Genomic DNA, 16,638 nt, shown 5'->3' on the forward strand with positions numbered 1-16,638 from the left:
CCGTCACCATCGGCATCAGCACTTGGCTGACCGTCTAACTCATCATCAGCGGTTGCGCCGATCTTAAGGATGACCATATTATTGTCATCCGTAGCTAGTTTGTGAGCAGGGCCACCACTGTTTGCAGAAGTCTCGTAATCTTGTGCGCCTACACCTGGGCCTGCATCAGCAAGGTCACCGTAGTCAAACGCCATTACTACAATCTCGTAATCTTCTACTTCTCCATCAGGTGCAGGACCAACTGGTGACATCACAGCAGCCATATCCGTACTAATACGGAAGCGTATGCCAAGGTCTCTGTTAAGTACCGCATCCGCAGGTGGTGTTACGCCTATCAGCAACGCATCGGTGTCGCCATCCTCCACCTGATCCGTGTACATGCTTTCCAAAACACCGTCATTGTCCCAGTCAATAAACATCGTCAGCTTGGCTGGTCCTCCTGTCGTATTCATCACAGGGATCGTCAGATCTTGAGCCTGTGTACGGATGAACATCTGTGCGTTAGGGTCAAAACCGTCTTCATCGGCTCCATCACCATCGGCATCAGCAGTTGGCTGGCCGTCTGGTTCTATATCTACAATAGCTCCAATAAGAAGCTCTGGGTTACTAGGGATACAATGTGTTGGGCCGTTATCAACATTATTGGTAGGATAAGGAGGAGATGGTAAGTCACCATAATCCAAGCCTAAGACCTCTACATCATCGCTAGCTATATCGCTACACCCGTTGGCATCCGAAAAAGTATAGGTGACCGTAAACACACCAGGCCCAACCACTAGTGGATCGAAGCTATAAGTTGTGCCATTACCATCATCCGTTACTCCTGGGCCACTATAAGCCCCTCCTGCCGGAGTTCCCCCACCTAATCCGGTTTGCACTCCATCACTGAGACAAATATCTGCAGATATACTAAAGGCAACATTAGGTAGTGCAAAGACTTCCTTGTTATCACTCTCGCTATTTATACAGCCACCCGCGCCAACAAGGGTATAAGTAATAGTATGTACACCTATACCTGCTGCTGCAGGGTCAAAACTATAAGTTGTGCCATTACCATCATCCGTTACTCCTGGGCCACTATAAACCCCTCCTGTCGGAGTTGCCCCGCCTAGTCCAGTCATGCTACCATCATCAATACAACAATTGCTGCTAACGGCAAACGTAATGACAGGAAAGCTTGGTTCTGCTGTTGTGAAAGGTATATCTGTAAAGCAATCGTCTCCATCATTGAAAAGACGAATTACATAAGCTTGATCATGCTCGAAAGTATTCAGCGAGAAATTACCGCCAGAAACATCAAACAGCGTTGTGCCGTCGGCAACTCCATGGCTAGGCCCGTCATAAGCAATTGCGCCCGGCGAACTAATACCTGCAACGTCCGCACTTAAGATATTGGCAATTGATACAACTGCATCATTATTCGGAACTACTCCATTACATGTACCACTAGACGTAATTATAGGGTCGTAAACAGGGTTGATACATGGCAACAGCCCTAAATCTATATTGTGAATTGTCTTCTCGGCAGTAACCATAACTCCTGGCACTGCACCAATACCTGGAATTGTTATCTCGACTACATCAGAATCGTTGTTTTCGGGAATATTTCCTTCACCAGAATTAGGAGTGGTTAAAGTGTAAGAATCGGGACCAATATCTAATGAGCCGAGGGCCGGATTGTAATTATCTCCCTCAAAAGCGATAAAATAAGAATCGCCATTTACGATCTCGGTATAGCCTGGCTCCCATGTTTCAGTTGGGGACGTATTATCTGTAAAACGATACCCACCACTGATATCAGTAGAGGTGGTAGCAACCAACGCCGGGTTACCTACAGGCGGATCACTATAGAGTTTAATAATGAGTCCCGGAATGCCGCTTTCACAAGCATCTTGCACTCCATCCATATCGAAATCCTCCCAAACGTAGCTACCCAATTGAATAGGAGGCTCCTCACAAATTAATTCAAGGTCTCCCAAGCCATTAGCTTTACCAAAAAATGGGGTATTTCCACTGTATATCCTGTAAGTACGAGTTTTCGCCCCTGTAGTATTACTTAGCCAAAAGATACCACCAGTTTCGAAGGTGGGTCCAGGATCCATTCCTGTCATCACTATTTCGTCTGTACTTGGTAATATCGCCAATCCTCCCATTGAGGTCTCCGCGTGTATAGTACCTCCTGCCTGAAAAAAATCTCCCCAGTAGAATTCAACGCCACTAGCGATATTCTCTATTGTGTAAGTACTCCCAGTCTTAACTGCTTTCAGGATATCGCCCCCCACTATTGCTGCATAAAGTCCGGTATTACCAATAATCGGAGGGTAATTATTAGCCCCCATCTGGTGGCCATTTCTATCAATAAACCCAAGAATCATATTATCATCCTTGTCAAACTCAATATCAGACAAAATGGGCTGAGGGTAGATAACGGCACCTCCTATGCAAGGGCCAGGAAACACATCTGTCCAGGGAAACCACCCTGTACTGGCCTCACAAGCCGGAGCAAAGTTAGTATTAGTATCCCAAGGTATCCCTTTGGGATAGTCTAAATCAAAAGATAGTACTTGATTAAATACTCCACTTTCCAACGCATAGACGGTAGCAGTCAAGTTGCCTGAATTTTGACTAATAGAAGCGTCACAAATTCCCCCAACATAGAGTTTCCCTTTGTGAAAATTCAACCCAAACGGACGAAAATCTCCTCCTATACATCCAGCTGCAGGAAGCACATAGCTATCTACAATTAGCTGAGAAGCAATATCAACAGCATAAACTGTTTTGTCATTGAGACTCATGACGTACAGGGTAGTCTCATCAGTTGAGATTTCTATGTCTCCTAAACCGACCTTTCCAACTTTTCCATACGCTTCTATATCATAACTGGGGTCTGTAGAAGAGTTTGTCAATCCACGTCCTGCATCTGAAGGAATAGTACCAACACTTGCTCCTAGTGTACTGATATCAACAAAAAGAGAATTTATTCCCGATTGCATATCTCGTTGATATATGGCACCCAATGGATTGCTAGCTAAGCCTTCTTTCAACCCAACATGTCGCTTCAAGAAAGCTCCCATATAAAGAACTTCCTCTTCTTTGCTGTATGCAAGCCCCCAGGTAGCTCCAACATCATTCTTATTGGCCAAGTAAATATTACCAGCTTGGGTACCTGATCTGTCATAATCCAAAGCTACTATTACTTCATTAGGACCATTGGCATGGTTAGCACCTCCATTTACATAACAAGGAGTTATCAACGTATAATCTAATGAGTTGGGATCCCCATCATTCCTTCCGATACAGTTATCTTTACTTATCACTGCATAGTGCACATTACAATTATCTCCCGTCACGAACTGTACATCTGTACCATTGTCCGCTCCTATAAAAGAATGTTGCAACCAATCTTGCAGCGGCGTAGAGAACTCCACACGGTACTCCTGTGTGTTGTCAGTCAGACTTGGACAAGTCCAATTACCATTTACATCGGTAGTGGTAGTACACACTAAAAGTCCATCGCAATCGTACACTTCGACCTGTACATCCTCTTGGCCACGCTCCCCTATATCGGTGCTCATGGGGCCTATACCATCATTGTCCAAATCATTCCATACAATACCACCTAAGCCGCCTACACAAGGGGCCATTACAGGAAGCACTGCTTTTGTATTATGATTAGAATCGGACAAAAAGCTAAAGCTAGTATTTGTACCTTTTAGGTGATAAATACTCAATGAAAAAAAACATAAAAGGCCAAATAGGAGTTGCGTCCGATAATGTTTTAGACGAGAATAGACTTGCTTGTGACGGATACCGTCACGGTTGTACATTTTTTTCATGTGATTGTGATTTGTTAAAATAAAAACACCTCCAGGATTAAATCCTATATCGCGAAACCCCATAATGCCCTAAAAACCTATTGTGACAACGCTATTTCGTTGGAAAACACCTCCTTTTAAGAAAGTATGAACAATACTTTATCTCCAGCCAAAATTCAAGGTTGTAATTTACATTTAGATAGAAAGAGCTTTAAAAATCATCTTACTAGAATCATGAGTATTACTACTCTGTATTCCAAGATAGAGCTAAATAAAAGAGACCAACACAACAATGTGACAAGGGAGTGTTTTTACGTGATAAAGCCTTCTTTATTAGTGACAAGGCACGGTCACACCTATCTTACTTATTCTTTTCTTATTGAAAAAACCCAAAAGGGGGATGATGAAACTATTAGGATTGTCTCAATTGTTTTTTTGAGAGTGATTCCACTCAACAAGGTGGTGAACACCAATACGAAGGCTTTTTCAAGCTATTCAAGTGACTACAGTAGGAATAATCAATCGGACTTCTGCTCCTGTCGTATTATTAGCCAAGGTGATTCTACTACTGTTTCTAATAGCTAAGTCAATGCAAAGACGAAGACCAAGGCCGCTTCCTCGTTCACCTTGAGTTCCCGTTGAGGAAAAGAAAAAATCGGGGCGATGAATATACTTCAAGACATTTTCAGGAAAGCCATTTCCCGCATTCTGAATAAGGATAGTTTTACTAAATTGATTTTCTTTTAAAAAAATATTAATAGTTGAATTTTCGGGTGAAAATTTCACTGCATTTATCAGTATGTTTCTCAAAATCACTTTTAGCGCTTTTTTATCATAAAAAACGACCATATCCATTTCCTGATATTGCAACTGAAGCTGTTTACCTTTTAGCAAAGGGGATACATTTTCCTCTAATTCTTGCAAAACAACATATAAAGAAACCCATTCTTTATCAGGCTCTGTTTTCTGTAGCATGAAGTGGCCCCAATTCAATAGCGTTTCTAGAATATTCCGTGTATCTCTGGCATAATGATCTAGCTGATCACTAATCGAATCCATAAGGTGAAATTCCCTTAATCGTACCAGGTACGCAATTTTATCACTAAGGTTTAACACCCCTAATAAGGGCTGTCTAAGCTCATGCCCTAATAAAGCGAACAGCTTATCTTTTGCAATATTAATACGTTCTAATTGGTCATTCTGCACTGCTATCGCACTTCTTTCCTGATGAAGTTCCTTTGTACGATCTGCGATAAGGTGTTCTAATTCTATTTGTCGTTTTCGAATAGCCTTAAGCCTCAAGGAGTTAATCTTATGCATAATTAAACCCAGCCCGACAAACAGTAAAAACAGAGATAAAGGTTTTGTATACCAAGGTGAAGTTATTTTGAAACGCTGCACCCTTAGATCAGAAAAGCTGAGGTCTAATTCTTGCTTACAGGCAATTTCTAGTTCATAATGACCTGCTGTCAAGTTATTTAGATCAACATACTTCTCAGATAATTCTATCCATTCAGTGGAGAACAAGGTTTCATTTTTTGATAACCTGTAAAAATATTTCCTCTGATCATTAAATAATTCCGGGTAGCAAAAATTCACCCGAAAGGATTCCGTTGAAGCTGGTACTATTAATTCCTTTTGTTGTTTTGGTAGAATCCGCTCGCTTCCCCCTTCTTTATCAAAAGTTACAATATCAATAATTTGAATCCTCGTCTTTTCCTTGCGTTTCCGTGCAAGCTGATCTAATTCTCTTGGGTCAAAAATTATTAGGCCATTAATCCCACCCATAGCAATTCTTCCATCATCAAAGACGTGCCAAGCCGATTTATTAAATTCATTGCTGGGTAGATTGTGCTGCTCCATATTTAAGCGAACTCCTTTGCCGGTTTGTAGATCATATTGGACTAAACCATCATTAGATGGCAACCAGTATGTATCTTCTCTCCCAGGAATCATTACATGAAAACTATTCTTCCATTTAGAGCGATATAACGGGATTTCTTTAAGGACATCCAGCTTTCTTAGCCACATGAAGGGAGAAGCTCTCTCTGGCACAAGAAATACCGTGTCCTGATTTACCACTGTCGTAGAAGTTATTTTATACTTCCCTCCAGTCAAACAACTATCTAAAATTTTTTCACTGATGGGGTCAAACAAATAGGCCCCTACATCCGTCGACAACCACCATCCTTCCTTTTCTATATTAATTTCATTAAATTGACTACTGTTTAGCTTCGGGAATTCGACAAATTCAAAAGGCATAATAGAATCAGAATTAATTGGCTGATAAAACAGGCCTACTGATGTTCCAACCCAGAGTCGTTGAAGCGTATCTCTAACAGGAATAAGCATCTGAAGCGTTGAACCATACCTGTCATTTCTAGTTGCTTTAACGGGAAGAAGTTCCATCTCATCTCCTAAGCTAGACACACAGATGCTGGTCGCATGTGATCCAAGCCATAAACTATCTCCATCAAGCCACGCTTCATAACCATGGTTTAAGCCTCCTACTCCTATATCATAGTTCCGAATAGCCCCCGTCGTCACATTGAGAAATTTCACCCCCTGATAAGAGCAAATTAAGAGTTCATCTTCCGATGATGGATTAATACTTCGTAAACTATGATGTTTAAAAGAAGGATAAGTGCTTATTCGATTAATATTTATGTCAATTGCTACAACTTCATGCTCCGCCAAAAGAAGAAGGGTTTCATCTTGCAAAACTCCAATATAGGGCAGCATTCCTCCCATATAGAAAAATGAAATAGGCTTGCTATATTCCTCTTCCCAAGTATTATCCTTCCAATTATAAGAGGCACAAATGAGCCTTCTTTCTCTACGTAACCATAGCCGATCGTATTTATCAAGCGTCAATGCCATAGTATATAATTGCTCCTTAGCGCTCATTAGGGGTACAACTGAGACCTCTTTATGATTGTACAACCATGCAGGGTTTTTATTGTCCAGTGGACTAATCACTACCTCTCCATACCCAAAAAACACTATCAATTCATCTCCTACAACTGCGCGGCTAATTTCAATACCTATAGAATCTATCTTAATTAAGTCGTCATTTTTCTTACAGAAAAGATGTCCTTCTGCAATGAATATCAAATCTTTTCCTTTTGGACTGTGCAAAGCAAGGCTTATGTTTTCCAGTTCTGGAAACACGCCTTCTATCGTCCATTCCTTCCCGTCCCAACTATATATTTCTTGTGAATTAGTGGCAATAAATATCCGGTCACGATCTTGATTAACGCTTCTTATTTCGTTTGCATCAAACGGTAAGTCTTCATAATGTTTAGCAAAAGGAACGACCGTATTTTCATAAGGGTCAAATATCAATACCTCATGAACACACTCATATTTACTTAATGCAACGCCCCCAATACTATTGACATTCACGAGCCATATCAAACCGTTTTCATCAATAAATAAACGAAACCTTCCATCAGGTGAAAGGCCAAAATTTTCGGCTGGAATTTCAGTAAATCCATTACCATTATATTGCTGAATTGCTCCTTGATCAGCAAACCAAAATACACCAGTGGTGTCTCTCACTACTCCGGTTAAAGCCACAGGATCGAGCCCTTCTTCTTTACCAAAATGATTGTAATCCACCAATTCAAGAACATCAACCTGGGCAAATGCAAGTTGTTTCCCTCCAAATACCAAGAGGGAAACAACTGTCCAAATAAATCTATAATTGTAGCTCTTGCGTGAAATGATACTGATCTTTCTATTGGATATTATAGTATGCACAATTTATATCCATTAAAGATAAAAAAAAGAGGAGAAATCTTCTTCTTGCCTCTTAGGCTGAAGGACTATATAGTCCGGATTGGGCGTGGGTATTTCCACTATTCCATTGAGATGGCGCAGCACTATACACCATTGTATGAAGTTAAATTATTGATAATTTGCCGGCCCTGGGAATTCATCCTACCCTATTGCTTATACACCTTATTGATGCTAGATTCTGTTTTTATATAATAAACACCTGAATTCAATTTCGACAAATCAATCATCACGCCAGCTTCGTTCCTTAAAACTTGACTAGCCAGTGCAGTTACATTTTGTCCAAGCGTATTGTATACAATAAGTTGTTCGAATTGAGCCAGGTTTCCCTTTATTGTTATTTGATTACGAAATGGGTTGGGGTATATTTCTATTAACTTATCCTCCTGTTTTTGAATATAAATACTCCTTATTTGAGAATATCCAAATCGGCCATCAAAATCTATTTGTTTCAGCCTGTAATAGGACATACCCAAATAGGGAGAATCATCTACCGCAGAATAATTCAACAACTTAGTGGAGTTGCCTGCTCCATTAAGCTTCATTAACTCTTCCCAGTCAACTCCGTTTATAGAGCGTTCAATTGTAAAATATTCATTGTTTATTTCAGATGCTGTTTGCCAATGTAGCTTTACAGTAATGTCATTTTCTAAATGAGCATTAAACGATAACAATTCAATTGGCAGGGCAACACCACCTGTAGCTCCAAGAATAAACTCAGTGCTTTGTGCAGTGACTGTTAGCGTTTCATCCGTGGTGTTTAGGATGCCCCCAATATCCGACCAGGTGCTTACGGTATTGTCGGATCTACTAAATAATGCCAAGTCGTTTTCATCAAAGGAAGGGCTTGACATTTGGTATGCATCATTTTCACCATAATAGTAACTTGCAGTATAGGTTGCAGGCGTAGTTTCTCCAGCTTTAAACACACCAAAATAATGATCATTTGCACCTAAGCCTAAAATGCCTGCTGTACTATTTGGAAGCTCATCAACATGGTATATATGAATCCCTTTGATGGACCCTGATATATTACTGACCTCTAAATTATCCAATTCTGGAGATTCATGAGTAAGCGAAAGCGAACCAAAAGAACAAGCTCCCGCACCAGTTGTCACCCAATCACTAGCGGGAGACATATTAGTCAGTATACCATTATTCGTTCCAGTTGCATCTGTGGCAACTGTTCCAGTTCCATTGTTAAGTTTGAAATATCGAACTAAACCAAATTCCGATCCGGTGAGCTCCGCACACATACTACTGGCTATTTGGCTAGTTGTCCTTGAGTAGTCCCATACTCTTACATCATCAATTTGACCGCTGAAATAACCATAAGTATCTCCACCTAAACTTGCTCCAGGAAAAACGGATATTCTGCCACTTGTAAGTCCAGTCCGAACAGCGATTCCATTAAGAAAAATAGTAGGTTGTTTTGCGGTATAAACAATGGCAACATGATTCCACCCTGAAATAGCAGCTGAATAACTAGCCAATGCAGGCAGATAATTATCAGCATGTTCGAAAACCTGAATTCCATTCGTTCCGATAGAAATGCCAGCACCCGCTATTCCTGGTGAAGCACCTCCATGCTCTGGCGTGATAGCATATCGTTGGTTTAAAAGTCCATTAATGCAATTTGGACAATTGACTTCTGGCTGTATCAATATAGTCCCTGTGGGGTTTACCCACATTTCCATCGTAAAGTTATCTGTAACCGATTGTAAATCTGAAGCGAAACCAGTAACATGGTCGTTAATACCATCGAAATCTAAAGCTGTTCCAGCAAAGGTTGACACGTACTGATGTACACTAGTATTCCCTAATGATGCGCCAGATAAAGCCCAATCAGTTGCTGGTGTCATATTGGACATTATTCCGTCTTGTATGCCAGTCGCATCTGTTACAGTCATTCCCGAACCATCATCTATTCTTAAATACCGCGTCAAACCTGCTTCATTACCAATTAGCTTTTTACACATGTTATCCCTGATTTGGGATTGTGTTCTGGATGTACTCCAAATTCTAAATTCATCAACATCTCCATTATACCAGCCATAGCTACCTCCTCCTATTAATGCTGAAGGATACACTGCTGCTCGAACACTAGTAAGACCTGTGCGAACTAAAACGCCGTTAATGTAAAGACTTGGCTGCTTAGCAGTATAAACAATAGCAATATGATTCCATCCTGATAAGGATACATCATAAACTAATAACGGGGGGATATAAAAATCGCCATGCTCATATACGCTTACACCGTTTGTACCAACCGATACTCCAACTCCTCCATTCGCACTTCCTGCTTGAGTAGGGTATACCAAGTATTGTTGTCCAGTTACCCCGGTTACCCCTGAGGTTGATTCGGATTGTGCGGTTCTTACGCCCGACGGTTGCGCCCAAAACTCTATAGTAAAATCATTGATGTATGTCGATAAATCGGTATTATTTGCATTCACCAAATCATTAGTCCCATCAAAATTCAAGGCATATCCAGCACCAGGAGCTTGTGCAAAAATCGTAGTTCCTTGCACCACAGCGCAAATTAGAAGTAATCTAAGCGGGCTCACTAATTGAGAAGAGTTTCGTAAAGCCATAGAAAAGTAAGAGTTTCACAAAATATTTATTTGACAGCTTTAAAACCCTTTTCCGCTTTAGGAAAAAGGATTAATCCAGGCAAACAATAGCTTTTCGGATAGAATAGAAGACGCAACATCCTCGTTTTTTAGCGACTTTACTTTTTGTGGGGCTGGAGGGGTATCCTTTGAAGAAACTTTCCTGTAGACAACTACTAACTTCTTGTGTTTGTGCTTTTTTTGCTTCTTTACTTTCATGATGATATTTAATTTATTGGCAAGGCTCTAATCGACCCCGTGAGAAAAAACAACATTTTCATAAGCCCCCAAAAGCAGTATGAACACGAAAGAAAAATAAGAGACTGTCCCTATTAGGGCCAGTCTCTTCCAGTTATTGTTCAAATGGAAAAAATTACTTCTTTTACAGCTTCAATTTGATTAAAACCACCAGCTTTGTTGATAATTCTGATTGATAGTATTGGGAAATAGTAGCTTAATTGCTAACTATTTCACCAACACTATCTCACCTTGCAAAAGGCGTTAAAAACAAAGGGGGAATATCAAGCAAATCAGTATACTTGATAGTATTCGTTACAGATAATTTTTTCTACAATCAAAGTCGGTGTGCAAAATCGATGATGTATTAATAATTGAAAATCAAAACCTTAGTTTCAAAGATAGTTGATGACAATTGATTATCATAGTGCTGATTTAGACAATGTGACAAGCTGGGGGTATTCTGTGATAAAGCCCTCCTGATGGCTTTTAAGCTTATTCTAAATTTATGTCTTGATCTACTTCTTGCCAAACTATTCCCTCTTGATAAGAAGGTTTTTAAGCTCTTTCTTATACTTATCACTAAGCGGGTAGGATTGTCCAGCGACAACAACAAAACCCTCAATGTTATGTATGCTTTCTAAATGCATTATGTTTATTACATAATTTCGATGTATCCGAATGAATAATCTTGACTTCAAATATTTTTGAAATTGTTTCAAGGGCATTCGATGCGTGTAACGCTGGTTTTTACAATGGAAATGACAATAATTTCCAAATGCCTCCAATAAGTAAATATCTCTTAGGTGTATTTTATCTAAAACTCCTTTTCTATCTTTTAAAAAGATAAACCCCTCCAATGCTGTTTCGGTACTTAATTGATTTGATTTGGCTTTAGTATGTGACATCGCTAACTCAACAGCTCGTTTCAGCCTAGTGCTAGAAAAAGGTTTTTGCAGATAGGAATAAGGCTGAACCTTTAGTGCCATTTTAAAGAGATCATCTCTATTATAGGCAGTCATAAAAATCACTGGAATATTAATTTTCTTAGCGAAATTACCTAGGCTTATTCCAGCTTTATCGTTTTCTAATACAACATCAATTAACAACAACTGTAACTGCGATTGCTGACGCTCTAAGGCTTGCTTTGCTTCTACTGCGGTACGAAAATGGATTACATCAGGACTCTCAAAAACATCATCTAACATCATCCGTACATCCAGTGCAAAGAGTTCATCATCCTCAACAAGAATTATTCTATTTGTCATCATATCCTTCCTAACCGGTTAAACATAAATTTAATACTAATGAGTATAAACACCGGATTATTAGTGATAAGAGCGGCTTTTTCAGTGACAAGGCTAAATAACTACTGCTGCTTCACCTCCACAATTTCCACCCGCCGCTCGCGGGCCGCTGCAGGACTATAAATGGAAAGCCGCTCCCCGGCCCGCTCGTCTTGCGCGCTGGCAGCCGCTTTGGTTTCCCCAAAGGACACCTCGGAGATCACCAGCTGCCCGCTTTCCAAATACGGCAGCAACACACCAGCACGCCAGTTTTGGAAATGGTTGCGTACTGCACTCACGCGGCGCTTGCCTAACAATAAATTGTAGTCGCCTTTAGCCCGCGGGCTAGTATAACCTTTCAGGAAAATCTCTACTTCTTGCTCAGCCTCCAATTGCTCTAGTAGAATGGTGGAAAACAAATCCAACCTTTCGTAACCTTCTACCACTTCTTTTTCAAAAAACAAGGCTACAGCATCCTGCTCTTCCTCGCTTTCTGCATATTGCTCATAGTAGGCGTCTTCCCTTTTCAGGTAATTGAAATAGGTTTCTGAATAATTAAGGTCGGTGACAGACTTTCGCGTGCGTGGATTGGGGTGATCATTGTCATAAAACAGCGTCAAAGGCAAAAAGTCTTCCAGTGTCCGAAAAATGGGTCGTGTGGGAACAGGTAATTCTGGCTTGACGGGGTCAATCTCAACAATGGCGCTCGTATCCACAGGATCTGGCGGTAACGGCAACACCAGCTTGGCTTTAAATATATCAGGGCAGCAATTCTTGGTATCCGGATCAAGGTAGCGTCCGCCAGGGCGGTTGGAGCTAAAGTAAGCCACCTCTGGCTTAGTAAAAAAAGGATAGGTATCATCGTAACTGGAATTGATGCCCAGCCCCAGGTTTTCTATCACTCCCCATTCACCGTTGCCCAAGTAGGGTACTTTTACTAAATCATACCCGCCAAAACCTGGTGGACGATTAGTACTAAAGTANAAGGTCTGCGAAGCTTCATGAAATTGGGGACTAATTTCTCCATAGGCGGTGTTTAGGGCAGCTATAGGAGAAGGTTCTCCCCATTTGCCATCATCCTGAGGTAAGGCTACTTGCCAAAGATCAAAATCTCCACTTCCTCCAGGGCGCTTACTCACAAAAAGCAAGTACTCTTGCTGAGCGGTACTGTCCCACATCAAGGTTGGTTGAGTTGCCGTAGCTTGTGGTGTATTAATTGTTGCCGGCAAAGCCGAAAAATCTCGCTCCCAGCGCCCACGTCTGTCCCTTTCTCGTGTATACAGCTGGCAGCTGATGGCCGCACCTTCGATAAACTGACACCGGTTGAAAAACATCAATTGCTTGTCGCGGCTCAGCGCGGTATGCGCCGTGTGAACGGTATCTTCGTTGAATCCTCTGCTCATTACCCGGCCCCGGCGATCATCACGAGAAAACATCACTTTGCTGATCTTTCGGGCAGGCTCATATTTGTCATCTTCCTTTTCGTAGCGATAGGACGTATAAAAAAGGGTGTCACCAGATTTCCAGGCGCCAAATTCCCCATAAGGAGAATTGATACGGCGAGGTAAACGGTCAAGTGTCCATTCCTCTTCCTGGGTTTGTCCCTGCGCCCAACTTGTGCTCAATAAAGCTGCGCGCGCTTTTTCCTGCTGCTGGGTACTTCCTTTACCTGTTGTAATGAAGGAGTTCAAGGCATTAATTGCATCCGGGTACTTCCCTTGGCTTTGATAGGCCAAACCCAAGCCCAGCCAGGCTGTCGGGTATTGCTGGATGGCGGTGCTTTCTGTTATTTCCAGGTAGTGTTCTTCCGCAGCTTCAAAGGCATGAAAAGCAAGTGCCGATTCCGCAAGGCGAAACCGTATATCTGGTGCAGGTTTGCGCTCCAGCGCTTGCCTAAAATAATGCAACGCTGTATAATAATCTTCCTGTGCCATCGCCTGATCTCCTTTGCGCAGGAGTGCTGCTGGTCGTTGAGCCTCTCCTATAGAGGCCAATAAAAGGAAAATGACGAGTAACAACCCCTTAAAAGCAATCATGCCAGATGGTAAAGGGCAAGTAAGATGAGGCATACTTTTTTCTTTATTGAGAGATGGTCTAAAAAATAGGACAAGACTTGAATTCTTCCGGAGGGCGAGCTTGCATCAGGTAATAATGCAAGGCCAACTCCAAGCCGCCACGGTTATTAGTAGCTGTTTGAAAATCAGAGATATTGATATCATAACTAAGCCCGAAAAGCCATTGCTGATAACGAGCTTCCAAGTTAACAATCAAAGCATCCTGAAAACGGTAGTTTAAACCAGCGCCCAAACCCAGGTCGCTACCTTTGTAGGGTAGATGATAACGGGCTCCTGCTCCCAATAGAATTTCCTGATAAGCTCCTTGTCGGAAAAAGTGATGGACGGCTGTTACGTCCCAGTCTTCATTGAGCTCTAGTTGTCCAAAGGCGTAAAATCTTGCCCAAATCGGGACTTTGATGCCGCTCGTGTTGAAGAAAGTAAGCTCAGGGCCATTGAGATGAGAGGCGGCTATTCCCGTATTCAGCTCACTTCGACTGCGAGGGTCGTGCGCTTCATAATTGAGGCCTGCCACCAGGGAACCTAAGCCGCTGGATTGCTGACCAAACTGCTCTCCCGTATTCTGGCTTGGGTCAAAGAATTCTCCGTTGTATTGATCTCCAAATTGCAACTGCTCTGGCAGAAACGCCCGTTGTCCGAAATCGAAGCCAACACCTGCACTTAACTGATGAACATCCGTGAGGGGTAATACGTAGGAAACCCTTAAGCCTATTTGCGTCCACGATAATTTACTATCACCAGCTTGGTCATACATAAGCACACCACCAACCCCCAGCTTTCCGGCAGGTAACTTGAGCTGATGAAGCTTTTGATCATAAAAAGCCGAAAAGGTTCGGTAGCTGACAGGGACAGATGACCACTGTTCTTTCCATTGTCCCCCAATGCGAGTATCCCATTTACTTGTTGCCGTCAGTGCTGGGTTCATCTGTAGTGGCGCCAACCATGATTGAGAGAAATGAGGGTCCTGTGCCTTTGAGCTAAAGCATAAACAAAGGAAAAAGGCGCAAAGCGGAAAATAAATAAATGTTTTGGTCTGCATGTCAGTGCGGGGTGCTGGGTGCTGGGTGGAAAGTACTTAGTACCCAATTACACTGACAAAGTAAGATTTTTGCCTCAGATGCCCAAATGCAATCCCTCAGTTAAGATGGTAATCGGAAGCCATCCGCTAATAAATCACTATACTGGTCAAGGTTATTCTTCATAAACTTGGCTATAAACGGGCAATAAGGCTTGACTTTCAACCCACGCTCAAGGGCGTAATCCATCGCGTAAGTTGCCAATGCCTCCCCGATTCCTTGTCCACCAATAGCTTCAGGGACAACTGTGTGAGGATAGACAACAAAATCCTTCTTACGAAAGAGGTATTCGGCAAAGGCAGTATGCCCATCTACCGAAATTTCAAATCGTTGCTCCTCTTCGTTATTAATAACTTGTGCTATCCAATTCATCAGTCTGTTTTTGCTGTTAACAGTTATCTGACCTAATCAGTTTGCCCGTAAGGCAAAGGATATTACTTGAGACATACCAGTAGGCACTTTAAACCGCTCATCGAGGCGGTGGCCTACAATCCAGATCAATTCGCCATTGCCATTAAAAAGAAGCGGAACCTGCTGCCGACGAAGGCGATCAATCTTGTTGTTTACAAAAAAGTCTTGCACTTTCTGATGTTTACCGTCCATACCCAAGGGAGCAAAACGATCTCCATCTTGCCAGTAACGTAGTTGTAGTGGCCAGATAAGCTCAGCAGGATTTACGTAGACTTGCAGTGGTGTATTTCCAAATTTTTCCGGTACAGGTACTATCGTTTGGCTCATCGTAAAACGCTCGGCGAAACGAACAAGCAGCTGATCTTGTGGCCAAATTAGGTTTTCTTGCGTTGCTAAAGATGTATATACTTGAAGAATAGCCTCCTTCTCCTTAATCAACAAACGGTGGGTGGAAGATTCGAGTAAACTCCCGGACGAGACCGCTAAAATCTGCCGGGTCTGTTCTTTGGAAAAACCATAAGGGCTAAACAACTCCCAGCAAAGGGTTGCTGCTACCTTGTGTTCTCGCAAAGCATTGATATCAACAACGGCCTCTCCCCCATCCCATCGGAACCAATCGGTGCGGTATTCACTGAGCCGTTCTTCATACAACTCAAGCATTTCTTCAAGTTGCTGAAAATTAGTAGCCGAGCGTTCTGCTAAATCGGGTGTCGCCTCATATAACGGAGGTAAGACCTGATGGCGAAAAAAATTGCGCCGATACTTGTCCTCCGCATTGCTTTCATCTTCACGGAATGCTACCTCATGTGTTTGTTGATAAGCTTCAATTTGCTGGCGATTGACTGCCAACAAAGGACGTCGGATATTCCCTCTTTTTGCCTTCAAGCCCACTAAGCCTCGCCAACCAGCACCACGCGTAAAATTGAGCCAAAAGGTTTCCAATCTATCATCCAGATGATGAGCAGTAAGTAAATATTCGTAGCCTTCCTGCTCTACAATCTCTGCAAAGTAGGCATAACGCAAATCTCTAGCCGCCACTTGAATCGAACACTTTTGTTCCACGGCATAAGCTTGGGTATCAAAGCGTCGGCAGAAAAAAGGTAAGCCCAGTCGTTCTGCTTGCTGCTGGACGAAAGCGGCATCCTCCTCAGAAGCCTCTGCCCGCAATTGAAAATTGCAATGAATGACGCCTGGCTTGTACCCCAACTCACACAACACATGAAGCAACACCATAGAATCTATACCTCCACTCACTGCCAGAAGCAGTTGATCGGTCGGCGAAAAAAGCGCTTTTTCCCGAATGAATGAGGTTATTAGATTCAGCAAAT

General features: G+C 42.1%; 8 protein-coding genes. All 8 read right to left on the minus strand.

Features of this window, described 5'->3' with window-relative positions:
* Positions 1-3,836 (minus strand): SdrD B-like domain-containing protein (locus A3EU_RS0100005; RefSeq protein WP_211213883.1); only part of this gene is annotated, 3,836 nt, incomplete at its 3' end.
* A 474-nt stretch (positions 3,837-4,310) separates the two neighbouring features.
* On the minus strand, positions 4,311-7,577 hold the full coding sequence (locus A3EU_RS0100010; RefSeq protein WP_044085279.1) for a sensor histidine kinase: 3,267 nt from the start codon (positions 7,575-7,577) through the stop codon (positions 4,311-4,313).
* Positions 7,578-7,762: 185 nt separating this feature from the next.
* Complete coding sequence (locus A3EU_RS0100015; protein ID WP_020534061.1) at positions 7,763-10,207, minus strand: T9SS type A sorting domain-containing protein; 2,445 nt, start codon at positions 10,205-10,207, stop codon at positions 7,763-7,765.
* Positions 10,208-10,995: 788 nt separating this feature from the next.
* Entirely contained in the window at positions 10,996-11,733 is a 738-nt protein-coding gene (locus tag A3EU_RS0100025; RefSeq protein ID WP_020534063.1) for a LytR/AlgR family response regulator transcription factor, read from the minus strand.
* Between the two features lie 98 nt (positions 11,734-11,831).
* A complete protein-coding gene (locus A3EU_RS34915; protein WP_020534064.1) occupies positions 11,832-13,817 on the minus strand; it encodes a tetratricopeptide repeat protein in 1,986 nt (661 codons plus the stop codon).
* Positions 13,818-13,842: 25 nt separating this feature from the next.
* Entirely contained in the window at positions 13,843-14,862 is a 1,020-nt protein-coding gene (locus tag A3EU_RS0100035; protein WP_071596843.1) for a PorP/SprF family type IX secretion system membrane protein, read from the minus strand.
* 100 nt (positions 14,863-14,962) lie between these two features.
* The gene (locus tag A3EU_RS0100040; protein WP_020534066.1) at positions 14,963-15,271 is read right to left on the minus strand and encodes a GNAT family N-acetyltransferase; all 309 of its coding nucleotides are present in this window, start codon (positions 15,269-15,271) and stop codon (positions 14,963-14,965) included.
* Positions 15,272-15,307: 36 nt separating this feature from the next.
* Positions 15,308-16,636 (minus strand): tRNA lysidine(34) synthetase TilS, encoded by a 1,329-nt coding sequence (gene tilS, locus A3EU_RS0100045; RefSeq protein ID WP_020534067.1) that lies wholly within the window; start codon positions 16,634-16,636, stop codon positions 15,308-15,310.
* Between the last annotated feature and the right edge of the window lie 2 nt (positions 16,637-16,638).

This window comes from Lewinella cohaerens DSM 23179, from assembly GCF_000379805.1.
Taxonomy (GTDB): Bacteria; Bacteroidota; Bacteroidia; order Chitinophagales; family Saprospiraceae; genus Lewinella; species Lewinella cohaerens.